The 21,130-nt window shown below is 45.1% G+C and carries 24 protein-coding genes; all 24 read right to left on the bottom strand.

The window, feature by feature from the left end; all coding sequences use genetic code 11:
• Positions 1 to 4 precede the first annotated feature (4 nt).
• Positions 5 to 1,972, bottom strand: coding sequence for a pyocin knob domain-containing protein (locus tag P3L57_RS06910; RefSeq protein WP_069486429.1), 1,968 nt, complete (start codon positions 1,970 to 1,972; stop codon positions 5 to 7).
• A 2-nt stretch (positions 1,973 to 1,974) separates the two neighbouring features.
• Positions 1,975 to 2,247: a hypothetical protein gene (locus tag P3L57_RS06905; protein WP_044156234.1), complete on the bottom strand. Its 273-nt coding sequence runs from the start codon at positions 2,245 to 2,247 to the stop codon at positions 1,975 to 1,977.
• Positions 2,244 to 2,822: a YmfQ family protein gene (locus P3L57_RS06900; RefSeq protein ID WP_277617514.1), complete on the bottom strand. Its 579-nt coding sequence runs from the start codon at positions 2,820 to 2,822 to the stop codon at positions 2,244 to 2,246. The genes P3L57_RS06905 and P3L57_RS06900 overlap by 4 nt, the downstream gene beginning before the upstream one ends.
• On the bottom strand, positions 2,806 to 3,852 hold the full coding sequence (locus P3L57_RS06895; RefSeq protein WP_044156236.1) for a baseplate J/gp47 family protein: 1,047 nt from the start codon (positions 3,850 to 3,852) through the stop codon (positions 2,806 to 2,808). The genes P3L57_RS06900 and P3L57_RS06895 overlap by 17 nt, the downstream gene beginning before the upstream one ends.
• Positions 3,845 to 4,270 carry a DUF2634 domain-containing protein gene (locus P3L57_RS06890; RefSeq protein WP_024121077.1) on the bottom strand — a complete coding sequence of 142 codons (426 nt, stop codon included), beginning with the start codon at positions 4,268 to 4,270 and terminating at the stop codon, positions 3,845 to 3,847. The genes P3L57_RS06895 and P3L57_RS06890 overlap by 8 nt, the downstream gene beginning before the upstream one ends.
• A gap of 59 nt (positions 4,271 to 4,329) precedes the next feature.
• Entirely contained in the window at positions 4,330 to 4,596 is a 267-nt protein-coding gene (locus tag P3L57_RS06885) for a DUF2577 family protein (RefSeq protein WP_024121076.1), read from the bottom strand.
• Positions 4,596 to 5,573 (bottom strand): XkdQ/YqbQ family protein, encoded by a 978-nt coding sequence (locus P3L57_RS06880; RefSeq protein WP_069486428.1) that lies wholly within the window; start codon positions 5,571 to 5,573, stop codon positions 4,596 to 4,598. The genes P3L57_RS06885 and P3L57_RS06880 overlap by 1 nt, the downstream gene beginning before the upstream one ends.
• A gap of 15 nt (positions 5,574 to 5,588) precedes the next feature.
• Positions 5,589 to 6,248 (bottom strand): LysM peptidoglycan-binding domain-containing protein, encoded by a 660-nt coding sequence (locus tag P3L57_RS06875; RefSeq protein WP_044156239.1) that lies wholly within the window; start codon positions 6,246 to 6,248, stop codon positions 5,589 to 5,591.
• Positions 6,241 to 10,554, bottom strand: coding sequence for a transglycosylase SLT domain-containing protein (locus P3L57_RS06870; RefSeq protein ID WP_069486427.1), 4,314 nt, complete (start codon positions 10,552 to 10,554; stop codon positions 6,241 to 6,243). The genes P3L57_RS06875 and P3L57_RS06870 overlap by 8 nt, the downstream gene beginning before the upstream one ends.
• A gap of 10 nt (positions 10,555 to 10,564) precedes the next feature.
• Entirely contained in the window at positions 10,565 to 10,702 is a 138-nt protein-coding gene (locus P3L57_RS06865; protein ID WP_072566146.1) for a hypothetical protein, read from the bottom strand.
• Between the two features lie 41 nt (positions 10,703 to 10,743).
• The gene (locus P3L57_RS06860) at positions 10,744 to 11,190 is read right to left on the bottom strand and encodes a phage tail assembly chaperone (RefSeq protein ID WP_014663652.1); all 447 of its coding nucleotides are present in this window, start codon (positions 11,188 to 11,190) and stop codon (positions 10,744 to 10,746) included.
• A gap of 89 nt (positions 11,191 to 11,279) precedes the next feature.
• Positions 11,280 to 11,723: a phage tail tube protein gene (locus P3L57_RS06855; protein WP_003220592.1), complete on the bottom strand. Its 444-nt coding sequence runs from the start codon at positions 11,721 to 11,723 to the stop codon at positions 11,280 to 11,282.
• Position 11,724: 1 nt separating this feature from the next.
• Complete coding sequence (locus tag P3L57_RS06850; protein ID WP_069486426.1) at positions 11,725 to 13,125, bottom strand: phage tail sheath family protein; 1,401 nt, start codon at positions 13,123 to 13,125, stop codon at positions 11,725 to 11,727.
• A complete protein-coding gene (locus P3L57_RS06845; protein ID WP_044156764.1) occupies positions 13,125 to 13,343 on the bottom strand; it encodes a YqzN/YkzM domain-containing protein in 219 nt (72 codons plus the stop codon). Before P3L57_RS06845 ends, P3L57_RS06850 begins: the two co-directional genes overlap by 1 nt.
• A complete protein-coding gene (locus P3L57_RS06840) occupies positions 13,340 to 13,780 on the bottom strand; it encodes a phage tail terminator family protein (protein ID WP_059292947.1) in 441 nt (146 codons plus the stop codon). The genes P3L57_RS06845 and P3L57_RS06840 overlap by 4 nt, the downstream gene beginning before the upstream one ends.
• 12 nt (positions 13,781 to 13,792) lie before the next feature.
• Complete coding sequence (locus P3L57_RS06835) at positions 13,793 to 14,281, bottom strand: HK97 gp10 family phage protein (protein WP_044156244.1); 489 nt, start codon at positions 14,279 to 14,281, stop codon at positions 13,793 to 13,795.
• Positions 14,278 to 14,634 carry a YqbH/XkdH family protein gene (locus P3L57_RS06830; protein ID WP_059336111.1) on the bottom strand — a complete coding sequence of 119 codons (357 nt, stop codon included), beginning with the start codon at positions 14,632 to 14,634 and terminating at the stop codon, positions 14,278 to 14,280. The genes P3L57_RS06835 and P3L57_RS06830 overlap by 4 nt, the downstream gene beginning before the upstream one ends.
• Positions 14,631 to 15,014, bottom strand: a complete 384-nt coding sequence (gene yqbG / locus P3L57_RS06825) for a protein YqbG (protein ID WP_059336112.1) — start codon at positions 15,012 to 15,014, stop codon at positions 14,631 to 14,633. The genes P3L57_RS06830 and yqbG overlap by 4 nt, the downstream gene beginning before the upstream one ends.
• Positions 15,015 to 15,037: 23 nt before the next feature.
• The gene (locus tag P3L57_RS06820; protein WP_059336113.1) at positions 15,038 to 15,973 is read right to left on the bottom strand and encodes a phage major capsid family protein; all 936 of its coding nucleotides are present in this window, start codon (positions 15,971 to 15,973) and stop codon (positions 15,038 to 15,040) included.
• A gap of 24 nt (positions 15,974 to 15,997) precedes the next feature.
• Entirely contained in the window at positions 15,998 to 16,825 is an 828-nt protein-coding gene (locus P3L57_RS06815) for an XkdF-like putative serine protease domain-containing protein (RefSeq protein ID WP_024121065.1), read from the bottom strand.
• Positions 16,826 to 16,844: 19 nt separating this feature from the next.
• Complete coding sequence (locus tag P3L57_RS06810) at positions 16,845 to 18,335, bottom strand: phage portal protein (protein WP_069486425.1); 1,491 nt, start codon at positions 18,333 to 18,335, stop codon at positions 16,845 to 16,847.
• Entirely contained in the window at positions 18,336 to 19,637 is a 1,302-nt protein-coding gene (locus P3L57_RS06805; RefSeq protein WP_044156252.1) for a PBSX family phage terminase large subunit, read from the bottom strand.
• Positions 19,634 to 20,425 carry a terminase small subunit gene (locus P3L57_RS06800; RefSeq protein WP_044156253.1) on the bottom strand — a complete coding sequence of 264 codons (792 nt, stop codon included), beginning with the start codon at positions 20,423 to 20,425 and terminating at the stop codon, positions 19,634 to 19,636. Before P3L57_RS06800 ends, P3L57_RS06805 begins: the two co-directional genes overlap by 4 nt.
• A 117-nt stretch (positions 20,426 to 20,542) precedes the next feature.
• Complete coding sequence (locus tag P3L57_RS06795; protein ID WP_069486424.1) at positions 20,543 to 21,052, bottom strand: sigma-70 family RNA polymerase sigma factor; 510 nt, start codon at positions 21,050 to 21,052, stop codon at positions 20,543 to 20,545.
• Positions 21,053 to 21,130 lie beyond the last annotated feature (78 nt).

Below are 21,130 nucleotides of genomic sequence, written 5' to 3'. Positions count from 1 at the left end.
CTCCCTAATTTAATGCAATTACATTATCCATGTAGTAACCAGTTACATTGCTGTTATTATTCGAATGAATACCTGACAATTTCATATCTCCACTTGTATGGATAAATAACTTAGAATAACCAGTCGTTCCTGAAACAGGGACATTTACAACTGCACCGTTTTCTGGCAATCTCTCAGACGGAATTGTTCCACATACAACTTCACGATTTGCTGTGATATGGCCACGTAATAGAAGCAGATTTCCCCACTTTGCGTATTGAAACGGTCTGTCTCCAGTAGCAGCGCCATTTTTTAGTGTGACGTTTTGCCATGTTACCGATTCAAAATCCTCATTAGTAATAAGACGCTTCCATCCTAAAAAATTGCCCTCTTTATGAAAAATTCCAATCCATGTTTGATTATCGTAAGATCTAGTAGCGACAATTTTCCTTAACCCTTGAGGCGGAGCGAGGTCAGCTTGAACATCTGTAATATCATAATAGTACCAAGCTGCTTCATCATCACCTGGATGATTCACAACCCCTGCACCGAAATATAAGCCAGTTGGGTAATCAAAAAGATTCTTTCCATTATCAATCTTAATTCGTTGACCATTCTCTGTTGTTAATGGATATAGTTGTGCATTATTCCATTTGTCTTTATCAGATTTTATTACGTGGATATCTGTTTGATTTGCATGTGCATCTACCTTAGATTGCGCTCCTGCTGTAGATTCGATAGGATACCAATTGATTGCAGTGTTGTTAGCATTATAGTAAAACCACCATGCATTACCTTCTACGTCTACAGCGTACCCAATGCCTATTCCCGGCTGTCCTACTAACTGCATACCGCGCAAGCTTGTCTTTGAAGGGCTATCTGTTACAGCATTTGTTCCATAGAAAGAAACGGAACCAACATCTTTTAGGGAATCATAAAATGAGCCAGAAGTTAAATTTATTTTTTGTGTACCATTATCGGCGGTTATTTTGAAAAGTTGACTGGCATTCCATTTTTCTTTTTCAGTCTTAGTTACATGTATATCAGTAAGTTTGGCGTGAGCATCGACTTTCCTTTGAGCTCCCTCTGTAGTTTCTATATCAATCCAAGATGTCCATGTGATAGAATCATTTTTTCGGATTCGATAGAAAGTTTTCAAACCATTTGAAGCATCGTACGCAGTTTGAACGAGCGTATTCCCATAGCTCATTACTAGAAGAAAGCATTGGATCAAGCCTGGTCCATTCAATCCAGCATTGTATATCAGATACATTCCAGTAGCAGTCAGTTCATTATAATCCGTTGTCTCACTGCTACTTTTATAAAATACCTTGCCGTTGTCTTGCGTTATTTTATAGAACTGTCCTGCATCCCATTTGTCTTTATCGCCTTTTGTTACATGTATATCTTTATTATCAGAATGAGCAGCCACTCTTTTTATTGAGTCTTCTTCCGTTTCATATTTTATCCAGTCAGACCAGATTCCGTTAACTAAAGACTTTCTCCAAAAGCCACCATCTTCAGCCATGGCCATTGCTTCTCCAGCCGTCGAAGAGGAATGCAAGTAAATACCATGAACCGATTGAGAAGGCGCATTTTTCGCATCACTCGAAATATAAAAAGTAAAAGTCTTGTTCTGCCCTAAGGCAACACTATGAAAGTCATAACTTTTACTGATGTTAATAAGGATCGATCCATCGTCTTTCGTAATTTTCGAAAGCTGCGCACCATTCCATCTAACCCGTTCTTCATGCGTAATATGCCGCACCTGATCTTGCTCATGTTCATCAAAATCCTTCTTCGCCGCTTGCTGCACATTATCAACATTCCCCAGCCCGACTTGCGCCTTTGTTGTGTTGTGGGGGTTGTTCATGTCGTTTTTGTGGGCAGCCAGGTCTGTGTGGGCGTCTTTTATGCCTTTTTCCCAGCGGTTGACGTCGTCTTCGTTGATTGGGTCGTCCGGGAGCCAGTCTGTTTTTTCTTCGTATGCCATGTTTACACCACCTCAAAGGTAAATCTGAAATCGAGTGTTCTGTTTTCACTGACGTCCAGGTCTGTTTCTCTTTCTGTAATGATGTTGCCCAGTTCGTCAAAAATTTGTACCGTTTCTATATGTTTGATGTCTTCCTCACGTTTTGTCAGAACGGTCACTGTTGCTCCTTCAATGGTGAGCTCCACTATTTCTGTTTCTTGGCCGTTAAGCAGCACGTGATGAATCCTGCTTTTGAGATCGGCAGCTGTACGTTCTCTGTATATGGTTGAAATCAAGTTAAGACCACCTCATTATTGTTAAGAGTGACAGAATAACCGACCTTCAGCTCACTGACTGTTCGGTATCTTCGGTGATTCAGGATGACTCTGTCCTTTATTTGGAGCGTCTCATTCAATCCGCCTCTGAGCGTATAGGCCAGATGTGCCGGCTTCATGTTTTCCAATGCTTCGATCAGCTCATTCATGTGCTGGAGATCATCAATATTGATGTCTACATTAAATCGGTATTCACCGGGCAGCAGGCGGACTTGTGCCGACGGTTTTTTTAAGAAACGGTTCACCGCCTGCTCAATGGCCCTGTAGGTGATCGGCGGGATGTTCGACATCTTCGAAATGAGCCGTAATCGCCTGATTTCATCGGTGTCTCCAGATTCCCGCGGCACGTTTAAAATCTTTTCCCAGCGGCTAAGCCCCCATGTTGCTGTTGGCACAAATAACTGGTCTGTCAGATCAAATATGCTGTTATTTTGCTGATCAAACTCAGGTGCTTCCGCTTTCAGCAGCTCCGACATTTCTTTTAAGCTGGTGAGAAACGGCGGCAGATATGAAATCATGTCATCTTGTTTGCTCAATGATATTCACCTGCCCAAGCTTAGGGATTTCTACGTCGCTCAGCACTAAATTTTCGGAAGTGCCGTTGATTTTAATATTTGAATAATCACTGACAGATGGCGAATTATAGACGATGTTATTAATTTGAGAAAGGCGGATAATGTTATCTTCGAATGCCATTTTCTTAAAGAGATTTAAAACGCCTTCTTGAATTTCTGTCTTTACTTCATCAATCGAGTGATTGACTTCCGGAAGCACTTCGGCAGAAATCTCAACTTCCTTCCAGACCGCGCTTTCCACTGTGACAACGGCTCCGATTGGCGCCTGCCCCTCGCCCTGACCGGGCTCAGGATCAATATAGTCTTTCACTTTTTGAATTAAGATTTCAGAAGCCGGTTCAAGGTTAGCATTCGTGACGACAATTTTAACCGTCCCGTCTCCGTTCCAAAGCGGGAAGATCTTTGCCTTTCCAACACCGTCCACTTCTTCAGCCCACTCTTTATAATGCATTTTATTGGCGCTGACAGCCTCACGCCGAACCCTCGTAAAATACCGTTCTCTTAAGCTGTCATCTCCTTCTTCTTCACGCCCCGGAATCAGAATCTCTTTGACAATCGCTTTTTCCAATCCCGGGATGGTATCCAGTGACAACAGATTGCGTCCGGTCAGATTGGCGTTTCCTGCTTCTCCCGGCGTTTCACAGACAAGTGTCCCGTCTCCTGTATATTGAAAATAAAGATTGTCCACATAGAAGCGGGAGCCTTCAGGAATTCTGACGCCAGCTGTGAACTCCCCTGCTCTCACGGCCTTTGTGGCAGCTGTCCGTTCAATCCCCGCTTCCGCAGCGCGCCGGTCCAAAAACTCTCCTTGCGCAGTATCAGAAAACACAAGCTCAAGCACGGTATCAAGCCATATATACGACTTCGCAAGCTCGGCTGCCGCCGGGGCTAATGCGTTATAAATAACACTGCCTTCTCTCGTGTCAATATCTGCGGAGATGCTGTTCAGCATACGCTCCATAATATCTTCAAAGGTCTGGTCCTCAAACATCTTCGCCAATCACCTCCTCAATCTCAAGCGATCCTTCATCTGTCTCGACTACAAAGGAAACATGAAATGCATCGCCTTGTTTTTCTATCTCAAAGTCTGTTACAGCGGAAATCCGGTCATCATAAACAAGTGCCTCCTCTATGAGCCTAGGAATCTCCATTTTTTTGTAGGCATCAGTCGTCTCATGATCTGTAAGCACGTCCTGAAGCTCATTTCCGACATTATGGCTGTAAACTGAATACGCATATCGTTCAGTTTGTAAGGCGATATACACAAACTGTCTGATTGCTTCAAGCCCGGTAATCAGCTCATTTGTAATTCTTCCGTTTTCAAAATCTATTTTGTAGGTTTGCGAGGTTTCAATGACTTCGCCGTCATCTTCAATATCCTCAAACTCCACTTCTGGTGTCAGGGCCATGATGCCCACTCCTTTTATACATGCTAAATAAAAAACCACTTCGTCCGAAGCGGTTTTGTTTACAGTTTATCTAAAATAAAAAACGATTGTCCGCCTGTCAGAGCTGCAGTCATGACGCGATCCCCCAGCTCGAGTGCATCATCTCCTCCGGACTGCATCCGTTTTGGAATGATGAGGGCGTCAGCCGGTATAATCAGTTTGCTGTTTTCTTTTAATTTGATTTCAACAGGAGAAACCGAAACCACCTCAGCTGGGAGCAGCTCCACCGGAGATTCAGCATCAACCGCACCGACGGCCAAATGTTTGATGGCTTCACTCAGTCTCATCAGGAAACCCCTTCCGGCATCGTATTCTTTTCGACAACATCAATGGTCATCGTATGTTTCGTTCCTTTAAACTCATGCCGGTCTGTATCTACCCAGTAGATTTTCTTAATCCCTGCCTCCGGAATGGATATATAGACAGGCAAGCCGCTCTGCACTTCTGGAATGCCGATGGCCTGAATATTTTTCAGTTCTTTTTTTACGCCCTTTTTTTCAGCAAGGCGTACGTCAGCCCTCTGCTGAAGCTGCGCCTGGTTAATTTCGTCTGTTACGGTCTCCGTATATTGAAGCACGCCGTATTTGTTTAAGCCTGAACTGTCCTTGGCAGACACTTTATACGTCTTATTATCCTTCTGGCGGCGCAGCACGACTCGTGTAGCGGTATCATTTATAGACGTGCTGTATTGGTAGCCCGTAATATTGACGCCGGTTTCCAGCACCCATACCTCCGACGGATCTGGCCAAGCGCGCAGACCGAGCTTTCCTTTTTCTGAATACAGCTGATAATTCCGTCCCGTCTGGCTCTTTGTCTGTTTTAAAGCCTTCAATATGATGTCGTACAGGCTCGTATCATTTTTAATCACAAGGCTTTTGATCGTATGACTTGTGTTCGCAATAGAGGTTGTCGGAATTTGAAAATCATTGGCGATCCTCCTGATCATCTGGTCAGCACGCTGATTGGAAAACACGTACACATCCTGATTTTTGACCAGATATTGCAGCATATCGTACGCACTGAAGGCAAGCGTATGTTCATCAGGCGTTCGGGCGAAGACGATCCCGCGGAAAAGCTCTTTTCCCTTCCACTTAAACAAAACGGTATCTCCTTCTGTGACGCTGTAATATTTCTGGTCGCCCTGTTTAATGACGATGGTCGCTTCTATGGACCGCGGCGCTTGATATCGGTGCCCCTCCAGCGACACGCTTTCCGCTACCAGCTCAAGCCATTCTGTATCTTTAATGACGAACAATTCTATCATCATACATCACCTGCTTCATTGCGGTATCTTTAATTTTTGACCGGGAAAAATCCAGTGGCCCGGCTGCCTGATATTTCGTTTGCTTCGTTTAATCATTGCTGTTTTATTGGCGTTCCAAATTTTGCGCCATTGCGTACTGTTCCCGTAAAATCGGCCGGCAATGTCCCAAAGCGTGTCTCCCTTTTTCACTGTATAGGTTTTCGGAGAGGCCTTTGACGGACGTTTTGCCTTTGTTTTTTTCTTTTGCTTGATTTTTCGGGGGGAAGCGGTTTTGTATTCTTTTAATTGAATATCAAACGAGCGATCACCGATATCCTGCTGGCCTTCGCTATAGGAAAAACCTTCAACACTGCAAGTCAGGTTCACTTTAGTTCCCGTAATCAAAAACTGGACCGGTTTTTTGGCCTTCATCCATTTTTCAATTTTTGTTATCGCGTTTTCCGGCGACGGGAAGTTTTGATATTCAGCTATCGGGCTGTATTTCTTCGGAAAAAACGAAGAGAACGAAATTTCTTTCGCTCCCTGTTCGTCAATAAATGTAAGGTCACCGAACTTAGCTACTTTAACCGTCTCATTCTGAACCGTATTTGAAATATTCAGCTGGTCGGGAAGTACGGGGAGCCGCAGCTTGTCCTTCCCTTGTGAAATCCAAAATTCATATACGGATTTAGTCAAATGCAACGACTCCCTTCGTTCCAATATTGATATCCTTTTGCAGTTCGTCTATAAGCGCCTGCTTGATTTTCGCTGCAAGACTTTCGGCGTCTTGTCCATTATGGAAGTGCTGGTCACCATTAAATTGAATATAAATTTCTTTTGATCCGGATACCGCTGTCGTTGGCCGGCTTGCCGAAGTAACAGCGGAGACTTGGCCTGAAGAAAGCTCAGACTGCTGGGATTGAGACGGATCTGTCACTTCCATACCCAGAGCTTGCGCTGCTCTCTGAAGGAGGTAGCGGCCGCGTATGCCTCGCTCCTCCGGAATGATCCATTCCCGCTTGTTTCCTTCACCGACACGGGCGATTTGTTCTTTTGTGATCAGTCCGCCGTTGGCATAACCAACATAGGGACCGCCACGTTTCAGGCTTTTAATGCCAGGTACATTATCAATTGAGCCGTATCTGCTTTTGATATAGCCGATAGCGGCAGCAGCGTTGTGAATCGGATTTTTGATGTTACCCATGCCCGGTGCTTTATGAGCATTAAATGTAGTCGGGACTGTCTGCATGAGTCCTTGTGATGGATTTCCCGCCTTCGCGTTGCTATCCCACAGGTTAATAGAGTTCGGGTTGCCTCCTGATTCATACTGAGCAATCGTCATCAATCCTGGAAGCCAGCTTAAAGGTGTCTTTGTGGCCATCATTGCAGCCATAAGCCACTGCTTCACATTTCCCCCTACTGCACCCATTCCGGAATAAGCAGCTGCAAGTGAACCGGCTTGCTTTTCAGCGTATTTTTTCACATCGACAGAATCCAATCCTTTTACTACCCCGACAGATGCAAAGCGACCGAGACTCATCATAACTCGAGAAGGCGAATGGATATCTAATTCTTCACGGAAAGCCGTCTCAACTTTTTTCGCGAGTTCCTTGGCGGCTTCATGGACTTCACTTGCCTTTGAAGTCATGCCTGAAACAAAATTCCCGATCATGCCGGTTCCCCAGCCGTTTGATGATTCTTTAGATCGCAAAAACGGCTTATTCACATGTGTATTTACATATTGATCAGTACCGGTTTGGGAACTATTTTGTCCTGAAGTAAATCCTTTGATTGTACTGCTTCCCCATGAGGAGGATTTGTTTACAGTAGCTTGGAACGGTGTTTTGACTTTTGATTGTAAAAAGCCGTCTGTTCCGGTTGCTGTGCTGTTCTGACCATTAGCATAACCATTGACCACCTGTTTTCCGTAATTCGGAGAGTAGGAAATCAAATTATTCATAGGCTGACCAACGTTTTTCTGTTTCCAAGTGGACATCGAAACAACTTTATCCTCAATACCTTGATCAAAACCCCGAGTGAACTGTTGGCCGAAAGAAGAAGCCTGTTCATTAAGACTCGAAGTATCAACTGTAGGAGATACTGTAGCAGTGACTGATGCTGCGCCGGCTAATGGAGAAACTGCTGATTCTCCGCCTGCGGATGAAGCAGAAGCCATGTCGTCAACAACACTCATCCCCAGTTTTGAAGCTGCCTGAGAAAGAAGCATTTTACCACGGCCTTTGTTGTTATCAACAGGGATCACAAACTCTTTACCCGCTTCACCAATCCATGAAATGGTTGGTTTCGTAATATAGCCGCCCGTCGCGTTCGTTTCAGTTTCAAGAACGCTTTTTTGTTTAGGAAAAATACTTGTTGGCGCTGATGACTGAGACTGGACAAGACCAGCAATTCCTCCTCCACCGCTAGAATTTTTACCAGATGAAGACTTACCGGATTTCTTTGTTGTTAATCCAGTAGCTTCCTCACCTCTCCCTATAAGATTGCCTATGATCTCCCCTCCGGCGTCAGCTAATCCTTTTAGCTTAATGACCCACCAGAAGGTATCTTCAAACTTCGTCTTAATTCCGTCAGCTATTCCCCCTAACGGATCACCCACATTTTTTTGGAACCAATCCTCAATACCTTTCCAAGCGTCTTTAACTGCTGTTATAGCTGACTCAAATTTTTCCGAAATGGATTTTTTGGCATCTTCCACTTTTGAGACAATTGGGTTCCAAACATTTTCACTGAACCATGTCGAAACTGCACTCCACTTGTCAGATATCCACGTCCATGCTTCGTTAAGTTTTGTCCAAATCCAGTTTGCTGCATTAGTGACAGCATCACTTACCGGCGTCCACACATTTTCCATAAACCAAGTTGAGACTGTAGACCATAATTCTGAAATAAAAGTCCATGCTTCGTTGATCTTCGTCCAAATCCAATTTGCTACGTTACTAACAGCTGTACTGATTGGGTTCCAGACATTGTCATAAAACCAAGTTGCCACCTGAAGCCATTTTAATTGGATCCAGATTCGCGCATAATCAATATGTGCTTGGATCCATCCGGCAACAGTTGCCACTGCATTACTAATCGGATTCCAGACATTATCCATGAACCAAGTTGATACAGTGGACCATGTGTCTGAGATCCAAGTCCAGGCGTCATTTATTTTTGTCCAAATCCAATCAGCAGCATCAGTGACACCGTCAACTAATGGATTCCAGACATTATCCATGAACCAAGTTGAAACAATCTTCCAAAGAGCTTGGATACCATCCCAGGCAAATAAAAAGGCACCTACTACTAAATTTATGATCGGAACTGCCGTGTTATAAATAGGTGTCCACACGTTATCCACAAACCAGGATGATACGTCATTCCAGGTATCAGTTAGCCATTTCTTAGCATCCTCGAATTTGTCAGTGATCTTATCAATCTTATCTCCGGCCCAATCACTAACAGGGGTCCAGACATTATCCATAAACCAATCCGAAAAATCAGACCAAGTATCCTCGATCCAATCGACGGCATTTCCTGCACCGTCTACAATTCCATCCCATGCTTTTGAAGCGCCGCCATCATCAAACCATTTGCCAATAGAGGATCCTAAATCAGAACCCCCTATACCGCCTGCAATACTACCGACAACGCCGCCAACAGCAGTGCCGACAACAGGGACAACAGAACCAATAGCGGCTCCCGCGGCTCCGCCTGCCGCAGCTCCACCAAGATTCCCGGCGAAAGAACCAACTTTCTCACCTGCATTTTCTTTGTTCATCCCGAGCAAATCGGTTGCCGCTAATGCTGTTCCCAAAAGGGGGATACCTTTCGCGAATTTCCCCAAACCTTTTAAAGGCTTTAAAACTTTCCCCCATTTTGATGAGTCGGTGGCAGTGGACCTCATGCTTCCGAGCCAGTTTCTGAACTTAGAACCAGAATTCCTTCCGCTTGTGGCATTTTCTCCTGATGCACCGCTCTGACGTCTTCGTAATACCTCGCCTGGAACTCTCAGTGTTCGTCCTGAAGTCCTTGCACTTGTCGGACTTTTTCTTTTTTTATATCTTTTGTTGGTTTTGCTTCCAGAGCTATTACCTCCGCACCCACAGCAGCAGCAACAGCATCTCTGCCCGGTGTTGCGTTTATCAACTTTCTCGTTACTCTGCGTATTCCCAGGCGCATGATTTGGGGTATTTTCTTCATTATCATTTTTTTTAAACCAAGGAATTTTTTCAAATAACGAGTCAAGAATCTTTTCTATCACTTTATCTTTAAAAGCTGTTCCGAAGTCTTCTAATGTTTGCATAAACCAGTTCTTTTTCTCTTCCGGTTTCTTCTCGTTGATCTTATCAGCAGTTAATTTTTCTTTAGCGATAATATTAACTGTATATGTTTTTTCAAAATCTTTTAAAAGGGCTGTAATTCGATTAACGGTTTTTGTTATTTCATCAATCACTTTTAATTTAACTGTATATGTTTTTTCAAAATCTCCTAAAAGGGCTGTAATTCGATTAACGGTTTTTGTTATTTCATCAATCACTTTTAATTTAACTGAATACCCGTTTTTAAGGTTCTTTTGCAAATATCCCAATATTCGTTTTGTAGCTGGGGTGATTTGATTATTGACGAAAAGACCGACTGAAAACTGATTTCCGCTCAACATTTTTCTTATTTTTTTATAAGCATCTGTTACATGTTCAATTAGATTTACAGTAATGTTTCTTTCTTTCGGAAGCCGTTTCAGCTTATGCTCAATAACATTAAGCCCGGCAGTAGCCTGATCATCAAGAACCACTTTAACTTCAAGTGATTTTGCGAATTTCAAAACAATATAGTCATTGATCTTCCTCAATCTGTAAAAGGCTTGGTCCTCTGCCTTAATACTGATTTTGATTTGTCGATTAATGGTTTTCACCTTTTTTTCGACCATTTGGAACCCTTTATGAATTCGTTTTAACTTTTTAGAAACTTTATCTTCCAGGTCAAAACGAGCTGTCAATTTAGCGATATTATGTACCTCCTTTCCTCGATTCTTTTTCCATTAATTCAAGCTTATACCCAATCAGCCCATACAACAGCGCCTTAAAGTTTCTGGGCGCTTCATACAGTTCTAATAAATCTGATGGAGAATAATGAAGCTCGTGCATCGCATAATAGAGATACACGGCTTCTTTATGCCCATCTTTTATTAGTTTTTTGCTTCTTCTTCCAGGTCTTCTAATTCATCTTCGAATCCATTAATCTCAATTGCTTTGTTGAGCCAGTTTGCGTATTCGCCTCCTACAGACAGGACACGTTTCGCTACTTCTACCGGGTCGGCCGTTTTGTAAGCTTCTCGAAGATCTTTTGAACGGAAGTCTGGATAAACTGTCGATTCCACTGCGATTCGGGCATAAAAGCGCTGGCTGTCTAAATCTTTTACACGGCCTCTGCCTTTTACATTTTTATAAGTTGTTGTTTCTTTCTCCAGTTCGTCAATGCGCTCTGTCGTGATCGCTTTGAAAATAAATGGTACGATATTTCCTTTTTTATCAACAAAACGTTTAGAGATCGGCACTTTGATTTCTTCGGCTTCGATTGTTTTTCCCGGCATAAAAAAGGAAAGATCATATACGTTTTCGTTCTTCTCGCTCATGTAAAAAACTCCCTTATCTTTAAATTGATTTCATCATTTAAAAACAGACCTTTCTGAGAAAGGTCTGCTTATGGCTTGTTCAGTTTTGATTAAAACGTGTCAGAAAGCTTTTCAGGCACGTCGAAGTCTTCAAATGTAAACGGAACTTCTTCCTCTAATGCTTCTGAATCGACATCGAGGCTGGCGATTTTTGCGGAGTCGAAGTTTACGTCGTAAAGCGTGACTCTTTCTGTTCCTCTTCCGGAAGATTTATCATCTAACACAGCCTGCAGGGTGAAATAAGGATCGCTGCCTTTTTTGACGTAGTCCATCATAAGGATTACAAATTTTGATGTGACTTTGTAGAACGTCGCTGTGCCTGTTCCGTTTGCGCCTGTTGTTTTATGGCCTGTCATGCGGCGGCCCATAATATTTACTTCAGACTTGTTTTTCTCCACATTTGCTTCAAATGTTTTGATATGCGCCATTTCTTCGCCATCGAGAAATAAGCGTCCTTCTTTACCTGAAATCGTGTTTTGTGCTTTTAATGCCATATTAGTTTACCTCCACATTAAAGTAGAATTTTTCTGCTGCGTCGACAGGCTGTACAGCGAGGTCAATCAAGAAGCCGTCACGGTCTTCATTCATTGAAATGGTGATATCTTGATCAGAATCAAAACCGGTAATGCCGCCCGCATCCTGAAGTGTTGTCATGTATTGCGTAATCATCGTTTTCACATACTGAAGCCCGTCTTCAGAGGCCGGGATGTCGCTTCCGCTTCCCTTTCTTGATTTGATTAATGCTTTCAGCTCGCGTGTTAAATCGTTATTGACGGCGTCGAGTACACGGACGATTTTGTTTTTCGCAAACTTCTTGTTTTTCTCAGCCGTAAACGTGACAAGTGAGTTAATGTCTTTTTCTACGCTTACCGATTTATCGCGGGCGTCAAATGTGAATAAAAATTCGCCTTTGCCTAAGCGTTCCACAATCGCGTCGTGGTCAAGGCGGTTTAAGACATCAACGGCGCCTTCATACTCCACAAATGTCAGCGATTGGTTAAAGGTTGCTCCCGCACTTGCGCCGGCTACCCACGCCGTCGCTTTGTCCGGTGTCACTTCTGTTCCATCTTCCAGCAGCACACCTTCTGTCACGTTGATGATGCCTTCATAGTCACCGCTATAATTGGCTGTTACCCCTTGGACTTTTTGCCCTTGTCCGTCACGCAGACGCTTAATGAATGCGGCAAAGGTCGCCTTCAGCTGATCTCCTTCTGCAACCGGCAAAGCGATGACATCAAAGCTCTCCGTTTCAGCCGCAGCCAAGAAATCAGTATAGTCTGAGTTGACCGGCGCTTTATCCGTACCGCCGGATAAACGGATTCCCGCAGATGCGTTCAGCGTCTCGGCAACCGCGTCTCCCTCTGATCCAGTCAGCGGAATTGAAGAGGAAAGATCTCCTGTTCCGGTAAATGTCACATAGCCGTTTGCTGTTAATTCTTCAGCTTTTTTGACAGTCTGTTTATCCACTTCTGATTCATCCATATACGTTGTGACATCAAATGAGGCTGCATCCAGTACATTTTCATTAATGCGGATGATGATGTCATTCCCTTTTGATCCGCCGTATAGAGCAGTCGCTTTAACACCTTCGGCAATATCGGCAGATGCTCTGACGCCTTCAGTGAGGCGGTACATCAATACCGTTTTCGCGTTTTTCTTCGCTTCACGCAACAGTAATAAAGATGGATCGTCGATGCTGAGACCCACTTTTTTGTTTAAATCCTCCACGCTTGAAATGGAGACGAATGTTTTCGCTTCGCCCCAGCTTGATGCGACCGGAAGTGCGACCGTCCCCCGTTCACCAAGTGACACCCGTTCCTGTGCCGTCGTTTTAAAATTGAAATAAATGCCTGCACGGTCCTTTTCTTTTCCTGCTGTAAATGTTCCGCCATTCATTATTGCATGACCTCCTTAGTTAAAAATGTTTGGATCAATTGACTTGCCTCTGATTTCGTCAGGCGTGTTTTGTCCACGCCAAATAAAGCCCCCTGAAGGATCTCCGGCTTAACGCCGAACAGTTCCTTTGCGTGCTTGATCAAATCCGCTGTATCAAAAAGAGCTTCCCGGCTCTCTGTATGTACAGCCTTCGCTTTTTTCTGCTTTGCCACCGCTATTTCACCCCGCTGTTCATATCGATATCCTGTAAGACAGGCTGTTCTGTTTTGTGATAATAATATCGGCTGCTCCACCTGATCACCATGACCGCCTCGCCCCTGTCTCCCACCCTTGTCTCAATTCGGGTGATGCGAAGCATATCCCCTGTCTTCTCACCGGATTCACTAAGCAGCGGAACTATATTTCTCGCTTCTCTGATGGCATCCGCGAGCCTGTCCGCTTCATCCAGCGCCTGCACGGAGTCAAGATGAAACAGCTTCACATTGAGACTGTAGGTTTTTTTAAACGTGGAGACTGTATCTGTTTCTTCAAAAACAGATGGCGCAGGGACATATAAAGACGGCACTTGAAAATGATCAGGCAGCTCGCTTTCATAAATGGGAACAGACCACTGGCTGTACAAAAAAGCCATGATCGATCCTGTTTCGCTGTTCATCCCGCTCCTCCTTTACATCTTTTTCAGCCACTGGCGCAATTTATGTTCCATTGATTTTGCAAACAGCTGTTCATATAGAAGCAGTGCATGCTCCCAATAGCTCGTGCCGGGTATCCATTTTTTCTTGAGTGCCATGCCTGTGGAAGAAGCCGGATCATAGTTAAACCGTGAGCCTTGAAAATGCCCCGGCACCCATCTCACATCGTCCGCTTTCGACGTCCAGTGGCCGTCATTGAGAAAAGAAGCATATTCAAGCTGGGTCCCGACCTCAAGTGAGAGTCCGCCGCTTTGTATCTTCCAGAGGTTGTCCTCTGAGCCTTTCTGAAAGGAGCTGAGCAGTTTTTCTGTATCTATCGTTTGCGTGCTGATGAGTTCAGATTGTACGATCTCCAGAAAATCTTGCCCGCACTCTTCAAGCCACCGGGACGCCTCGCGGGAAAAACCGCCGGATGCCGCTCCTTTTAACGATGCGTTCAGCTGTTTAAGTCCCGCTATCTTCATAGACTTTCATCTCTGACAGCGATGACTTCCCAATGATGGTGTCTGATCTTTTTTGGCAGCTTCAGAATATAGCTGTTGTGTTGCCAAATGATTTTGTCGTTCATCCGGATATCCGCAGAGCCTGGAAAATGGACAAGAAAGCTGTGATACACGGTTTGATCAGGCTCCTCCTGAATCAGCTGCTGCGTTTTTTCTGTAAAGTAGCAAGGGACATTTTCTTCATCGGGTGTATTCGGATATGAAAATACCGGCTGAAGCTTGTCCGCCGGAATTCCGAATCGTCCCGCCGGCGGCGGCTGCGCTTTTTCATGATAAATATTACAGCGATGAATCAGCATCTGCTGATAACTCATAACGACCGCACCTTCAATCTGGCGGACTCCGGAACATAGTCCGGTGCGATAAACTCTTCCAGCAAATGATATACATCGGGCTTTTGAATGCCGGCTTCACCTGAAACCGTGTAGGAGTAATCCCCCATTTTCTCAGACTGATAGCTTGATGCGGCTGATTCGTCGCTGTTTACTAGCGCAAAGTATTGGGCGAGCTTCAGCAAAGCTAATCTCGCCTTTTCAGGGAGTGGGTCGTAGATGCTGTCTGTAAAGCTGTGCCCTGTAATGAGGGCCGCTTCCGATTCCGCCTCGATGATATCCTGCGCCAGCAGTTCTTCCGGCCTGTTTTTCACCTGGTCATAGACCGAATAGGCGGCAACGTCCGTCGGTTCGATGAGCATATAAGCTGGCCACCCCATTTCAATTATTCTTTTACGTTAATTAATTTAGCGCAGGCATCCTCTTCCTCGAACTTGCTGTCCAGCTTCGCCGTTAAGACAATGATGAACTTACGGGAGCGGATATCCTTGTCGACTTCAATTCGAATATTGCGTGAGAAGCCGAGAATGATATTTTTCGGATGTGTCAGAATGATATCGGACGCATCATATTGCGCGTCTCCCTCTCCGACTGCGTACGGCTGAATATTGGATACCCCTTTTACCGGTACGCCGAATGCTGTGGACAAGCCGCCCTGAACAGCCTGGTCCCCAAGATTTGTCTGACGGTCCGCCACGCGGTCCTTCCATTCAACTTCTAAGCCGTGCGACGTATAGAATCTGAATTCCTGAGGGATGCGCAAATATTTCGGCGGAACAGCCTTTAAACCTTTTTTAAATGTCGCTCTCGACAGTTCTTCACCGTTCATATCGACGATGTGGGACACTGCTTGTTTACGGATGCCGTCCAGCTGCGCCAGGTATGGATCTGCTGATGCAGTATCTCCGTTTACGATCAGCTCTTCAATATCAACTGCCGCGCGCTCTGCTAAAATTTGCATGATCGTTTGCTGCAGTCCGCCTTTTTCAATATTGTTTTCGAGCGTGTCGTACGTAATGTTAATTTCCGCAATGACTTCCTTTGTGTTCAGCTGGACAGTGCTTGTCGTCGGAACCGCCAGCTCGTCTGTTGTCAGCGCCTTTCCTTCTTGAGCCGCGCGCAAAATACGCTGGCCGAAGCCGATTTTCTCAAATTTTTGCGAATCGTTTTCCATTTGAATCACGCGGGATTCACTGAAAATCGTCGGCGTGTTTTGCACCATGCGGATAAAAGCTGATGCTTGTGCAGGGTTCATGAGCCCGCCGCTTTTTAAAGCAGAAAGCGACATTTCCGCTTTCCGAATGATCTCTTGATTTCTCAATTGATTTCCTCCTCTTTGACTGGTTTACAGCAGTCCGCTCCAGATTGATTTTTTGACTTGCTCTGTATTGCCGGCCGCATCGTCCGCCGTCTGTTTAGAGGCTCCCCGAGCTTTTTCCAGAGCCTCAATGCGTTCGATCAGCGGGGCAATCATGTCCTCAACGAGCTTCTTCAGGCGCTCGTCATCTCCCGTCTGCTCCGGTTTTTCCTCTGTTTCTGTGTTTTTTTCAATTGTCTCCAGCCGTTTGAGCAACGGATACAGCGCATGCTCGATTGATTCCCTCATGTCTTCTTTCCTCATTTCTTCAGTCTCCTTTCCTGTTTTGTCGGCCAGCAGCTGCTTGAACACGCTTAGGAATCCGGCTTTTTCAACCGGTTCTTCTTCATATACATCAGCAGTACCCGCCATGCTGTAGCCGGTGATGATGCCGGCTTTGATTTGTTCCCACACCTCATCTGACGCTCTTGTCACAAGCACCCACGAGCCCTTTGTAATCCGTTTTGTTCCGATGATAAAATCATCGGGCGCCACATAGGATTCAACGACCACGCCTGTGCCGCCTTCAAAGCTGTGATTGATATCAATCTCCCGCGCGTCTGCAAGAAAGCCATGCGCTGCTTTTTCAATTTCTTCTGCGGTCATATAGTCGCCGTGGGCATCTGGAACATCAGGCTCATACACAATTCCGTATACGAGCTTTTGTTCATCCTGCTCGCTTTTCGTAAACAGCCGAACCTTTTTTTCAAATGACGGAGGTTCGGCTGACTTTGTAAAGAAAAATTCTGTCTGGTTTGCCGCCTTGTCCACATAGCTGACAAAGCTGATTTTGGCATTTTTCAATTCCCGCGCCACCTGCTTGATTCACCTCCCTTCAGGACGTTTTGATAGCTTCGATGCTGTCCTTCAGCTCCTGCAGAAGTGCTGTCAGATTCGTCTTTTCAGCATCCTGTCCGGCAGGGCGTTTGTAAATGTCCTCCGGCCACTCCTCAAGCGTTTTGCCGAGCACCCGTCCGGCAAGGTCTCGTAAATCATTTGGAGAAACGGCTCCAGCTGTAATAAAAGGACCGAGCACTTTCGCAATCTCAAGCGGATCACGAAAGTCCGGTCCTTTTAATGTCAGCCTCACATCATGAAGATTCAGCTCCGGCAAAAGCAGTGTGTTCAATTTGTTGACAAGCGTTTTCCGCTCTGGCTGAAACACCTGCTCCTCCGTAATTTTTCTCGCTGTATCAGCCGTAGCCCGGTTGTATTCCTGAGCTTCTCCCGTATAAAGCGGCGGCAGACGGAAAGCAGAGCGCAGCTTATTTCTGCTTTTTTCATCATATTCAAGAAACAAGGCGTCGTTTTGCAGGATTTCCGCAAGGGATTTGATTTCCACAGAAACCGGCGTGATATCTTCACCGCCGTGAAGGTCCTTCTCCTTCGCGATGCCTTCCGCCTCAATCAGAAGAAATTTATGGGCGTTTTCCACACCTTCAAGGTCATTCATATACTCCTGCAGTTCCCGGTAAGAAGCTTCAGACAGCATCCCGTTTTCCACCGTAATCGCAGCGGGTACGTGACGCCCCTGCTTAAAATACATAAAATTGAGCTCTTCCGCTTTCCGGGCGCCGTATAAATTGACGATATTGCCTACCCAGCGGGGCACGCCGTATACGCCGCTTCCGATTTTAAGATGGATCACTTCGTTTGCTTGGTGCTTTTCAGCCAGTGTGCTGACATATTCGCCCGTGCGCATGTCCAGTTTTCGAGGATCGCCGTATTCTTTGAAAAATACTTTTTTTCCATTGATCATCTGCACAAATTTCCGAAACCGTTTTTGCCTTTTGATTCTCTTCACTTTTCCGTTTTCTTCATACATAAAAGATACTTCCACAGGCTCGCCGGCTCCGCATACGCGCATATATTTCACATCCAAATATTCAATGCCGGCCGGTTTTCCCATCCCGTCGCGAAGCACTTCCATAAAGCCGTTTCCGGTTTTTTCCCTGTCTTCAATGGCATAGCCTAAAATCATTTCAGCAGATTCATCAAAGTGAAGGCATTTGTAAAAGGCTTCAAGTCTGGCCCAGTCTTTTTCCGCTTTTTTCTTTTTCGCCTGGTCAACATCAGTGGCGTTGACATCAAACGTGTACTCCACATCAAAACCGAAACCGGTAATATTCACTCTGTACGCATCAATGCATTGCTGAAGAATGGTTGAGTATTCAGCAATTGTTTTAAGCTCGGTGATATTGTAGGGCGGAGCGATGATATCCTCTCCATACAAATCAGAAAAGTCGTCTTCATAAATTTGCTTTGTCTGAGGAGCAGATGCATTGGCTTTTAAAACCGTTGCTCTGACTGTTTGATTGTGCGGCATTTATGACCTCCTCCTTTCTCGGTTCGGACGGATTCGTTTTTGCGCTGTTTCCTTCACATCTGCGACCTCATAATCATCAAGCGCATACCAAATAGCAGAAAGCGTATGCGGATCGATCGTGAATTCATCCTCAACCAGCGCACCGTTTTTATCTTTGGCATACGTCAGTGTCTTGAGCTCATAGATGACATTTTCACAGCGGTCCGAACAGAAAATTTTTTTGAAGCGTTTGACCTTTTTGGTGTATTGAAGCCTGGAGCCGGGAAACTTCCTGGCTCCGACCATCCGAAAACCCTGCTGGCGGAAATATTGAATGCTCTTCGGCTCAGCGGAGTCGGCTTTGATCATTTCCTGTGTTTTAGCCAATTCCCGCAGCTCCTCAGCCGTCTTGTCATCTGTCATTTTGTTTTTATAATACTCCCAATAAATGTAGAGATATTTCTTATCAGGATCGACGGCGAGACGGACGACAGCATTGTAGGATTCTTCAAAACCAAAATCCATGCCTGTGCGAAGGATCGGCTGGCTGATGGCCGCAATTCGTTCTTCGATACGGTCGTGCGGAAGCACCTCAAATTGCGGCAGCACCCTGATTCCATTGACGCCGAACCTGCCTTTACGGGCAATTCGGTATAAGTCAGGATCATATTCCTTCAGTCCGTCAAGCTGCTTGATATAGCTTTCGGGGAGGAAGAGGTTGTCGTTTGCCGTGGAATGATGGTAATACGTATCTCTCCTGACAAGTGTCCGCTTTTCGTAAAGCTCGCTGTCATCCAGCACAAACCGCTGATTGCGTTCATCCCGAAAAAAATGCCGGTACGTCCAATTGGAGGTGCCGACGGGATTGGTGGTGCAAATCATGTGCAGCTTCAGCTCAGGGTGGCGAAGACGGCCGATTAATTCCTTAAAGCCTTCATACTTCACCTCAGAGCACTCTTCAATCCATATTAATGAAATGTTGTGTACAGATTTCAGCTTCGCCGGGTTGTCCATCCCTTTGAACATGATCCGGCTGCCGTTTTGAAACCGCAGCTGAAGCGGGGAAGAAAGTGCTGCGGCTGCCTTCGTGAGACCAAGCTCTTCAATCACCTCTTCAAATAAAGCGAAGGTCGAATCCCGGTGGGTATCGAACACCTCGCGTATGACGAGCGCCGTACGCTTTTCCTTCAACAGCTTTAACACGATTTTCAGCGCCGTATGATAGCTTTTTGATGAGCCGTAGCCGCCGACGAGAAACTGGTACGTCTGCTCCCAATTGAACACGTAATCTTCAAAATGAGGATTGATTTCTTTTACAATCATGCCTTGTCCTCTTTTCGTTTGATCATGATTTCAATTGGCTCGCGGCCGTCATCAGTTTTTTCCGCTTTTTGTTTCGCGAGCTTTAACTTCTCATTTTCTATTTTTTGTTTAAATTGATCCGGAAACAAATCAAAGTATAATGACAGCTTTTCAAGTGCTTTCATCTTATCGGCAAGCTTAATGGCGATGCCTTCCTTGCCGAGCTTTGCCTCCGTGACAATCGTGCCGTCAACGAGACCGGAGTCTTTGACGTCGACAAAGCTGATTTCCTTCATGATCGGGTTATCATCTTCATCAAACAGCGGTCCCGACTTTCCGACGGCCTGCACCTCTTTTTTGCCAAAGGTCACATAATCCGTGATATCGGCGAACGCGATTTTGACATATACCTGCAAAACGTCCATCGCTTCAATAAACACTTCATTCACCATTTCTTTTTTTATCCGCCTGATTTCAGCGGCAACCTTTTCATTCTTTAACAGCCTGCAGCCCGTCACATGGGCGCTGTCCGGAGAATAGCCCGCATTGATCGCTGACTGTGTCGCATTGAAGCTTTTTACGTAGTACAGGCAGAACAGCCGCTGCCGTTCATTTAATTCATCGTTTTCTATGCGGCGCTGCTTATGTCCGTTTTCAGAAAACAAGGCTTCTTTCCATCCGTCCTGTTTTTTCCAGATGCCGATTGTTTTCGCCGAAACGCCGATTGTGTCTGCAATGGCCCGGTTTGTGATATTTCCTTGATGGTGCTGATAGATTGCTAATGCTTGTTCTCTCTGTTGTGTTTTCATGCTACGGCATCACCGCCACCTCCAGCATGGATTTCTATTCATAAAAGCGGCCGGTTATGCCGGCCGCTTATGTGTCATGCTCTTTTCACTTATAGGTGGCAAACGTATGACAAGCATTCAGGCAAGCGATCGGTTCATTTCCTCCTGCTGTCTTTGCATCTTTAATAAAGCCCGTTTGATTGTTGTCTGCACAGTTGATTTTTTGACGCCAAGAAGATCGGCAATGCGTTCATAAGAAAAGCACTCCACCTTGTGCAGCAAAAACATTTCTTTCTCCCTATCCGTTAAAAGGGATAAAGCTTCTCGGATTCTCTCTCTGTCTTCCTCAGATACCTGTCCGTCCGGCTCAAACATCATATCGCAAGAAAATGATTCTATGATTCTTGGATCTTTGATCATCAGCCGCTGATACGCATCACGCCGGTCAATCGCCCGTCTGATACCGGGCTGTCTTCCTTTTTCAAGCCATTCTGTTACATATTCAAGGTCTGTGATGATGTTTCTGATAATCTTTTTATCCTTTATGTCCTCAGCTGAGAGCACTGATTCATCTGCTTCAGCGAGCGGTTTATATTGTGTTCTTGTTTGTTTTAATGTGCGTTTATATTCAAATAATAAGTCTAGCATTCTATGATTCCTCCTCATTTGTGCAATAAAAAAGCGGACACCAATCAACGCACAAATGCTGTGCATGTTGATCAGTGT

The sequence above is a fragment of the Bacillus sp. B28 genome (assembly GCF_029536185.1).
Classification (GTDB): Bacteria; Bacillota; Bacilli; order Bacillales; family Bacillaceae; genus Bacillus; species Bacillus halotolerans.
The sequence above is the reverse complement of the archived record's forward strand: the minus strand, read 5'-3'. Positions and strand labels throughout refer to the sequence as shown.

What these genes read in the sequence shown, in the direction of transcription:
- P3L57_RS06910 (WP_069486429.1), bottom strand. Translation starts at nt 1,972, where the DNA reads ATGGCATACGAAGAAAAAACAGACTGGCTCCCGGACGACCCAATCAAC.
- P3L57_RS06895 (WP_044156236.1), bottom strand. Translation starts at nt 3,852, where the DNA reads ATGTTTGAGGACCAGACCTTTGAAGATATTATGGAGCGTATGCTGAAC.
- P3L57_RS06890 (WP_024121077.1), bottom strand. Translation starts at nt 4,270, where the DNA reads ATGGCCCTGACACCAGAAGTGGAGTTTGAGGATATTGAAGATGACGGC.
- P3L57_RS06885 (WP_024121076.1), bottom strand. Translation starts at nt 4,596, where the DNA reads ATGAGACTGAGTGAAGCCATCAAACATTTGGCCGTCGGTGCGGTTGAT.
- P3L57_RS06880 (WP_069486428.1), bottom strand. Translation starts at nt 5,573, where the DNA reads ATGATAGAATTGTTCGTCATTAAAGATACAGAATGGCTTGAGCTGGTA.
- P3L57_RS06865 (WP_072566146.1), bottom strand. Translation starts at nt 10,702, where the DNA reads ATGCACGAGCTTCATTATTCTCCATCAGATTTATTAGAACTGTATGAA.
- P3L57_RS06860 (WP_014663652.1), bottom strand. Translation starts at nt 11,190, where the DNA reads ATGAGCGAGAAGAACGAAAACGTATATGATCTTTCCTTTTTTATGCCG.
- P3L57_RS06855 (WP_003220592.1), bottom strand. Translation starts at nt 11,723, where the DNA reads ATGGCATTAAAAGCACAAAACACGATTTCAGGTAAAGAAGGACGCTTA.
- P3L57_RS06850 (WP_069486426.1), bottom strand. Translation starts at nt 13,125, where the DNA reads ATGAATGGCGGAACATTTACAGCAGGAAAAGAAAAGGACCGTGCAGGC.
- P3L57_RS06840 (WP_059292947.1), bottom strand. Translation starts at nt 13,780, where the DNA reads ATGAACAGCGAAACAGGATCGATCATGGCTTTTTTGTACAGCCAGTGG.
- P3L57_RS06835 (WP_044156244.1), bottom strand. Translation starts at nt 14,281, where the DNA reads ATGAAGATAGCGGGACTTAAACAGCTGAACGCATCGTTAAAAGGAGCG.
- P3L57_RS06830 (WP_059336111.1), bottom strand. Translation starts at nt 14,634, where the DNA reads ATGAGTTATCAGCAGATGCTGATTCATCGCTGTAATATTTATCATGAA.
- yqbG (WP_059336112.1), bottom strand. Translation starts at nt 15,014, where the DNA reads ATGCTCATCGAACCGACGGACGTTGCCGCCTATTCGGTCTATGACCAG.
- P3L57_RS06810 (WP_069486425.1), bottom strand. Translation starts at nt 18,335, where the DNA reads ATGCCGCACAATCAAACAGTCAGAGCAACGGTTTTAAAAGCCAATGCA.
- P3L57_RS06805 (WP_044156252.1), bottom strand. Translation starts at nt 19,637, where the DNA reads ATGATTGTAAAAGAAATCAATCCTCATTTTGAAGATTACGTGTTCAAT.
- P3L57_RS06800 (WP_044156253.1), bottom strand. Translation starts at nt 20,425, where the DNA reads ATGAAAACACAACAGAGAGAACAAGCATTAGCAATCTATCAGCACCAT.
- P3L57_RS06795 (WP_069486424.1), bottom strand. Translation starts at nt 21,052, where the DNA reads ATGCTAGACTTATTATTTGAATATAAACGCACATTAAAACAAACAAGA.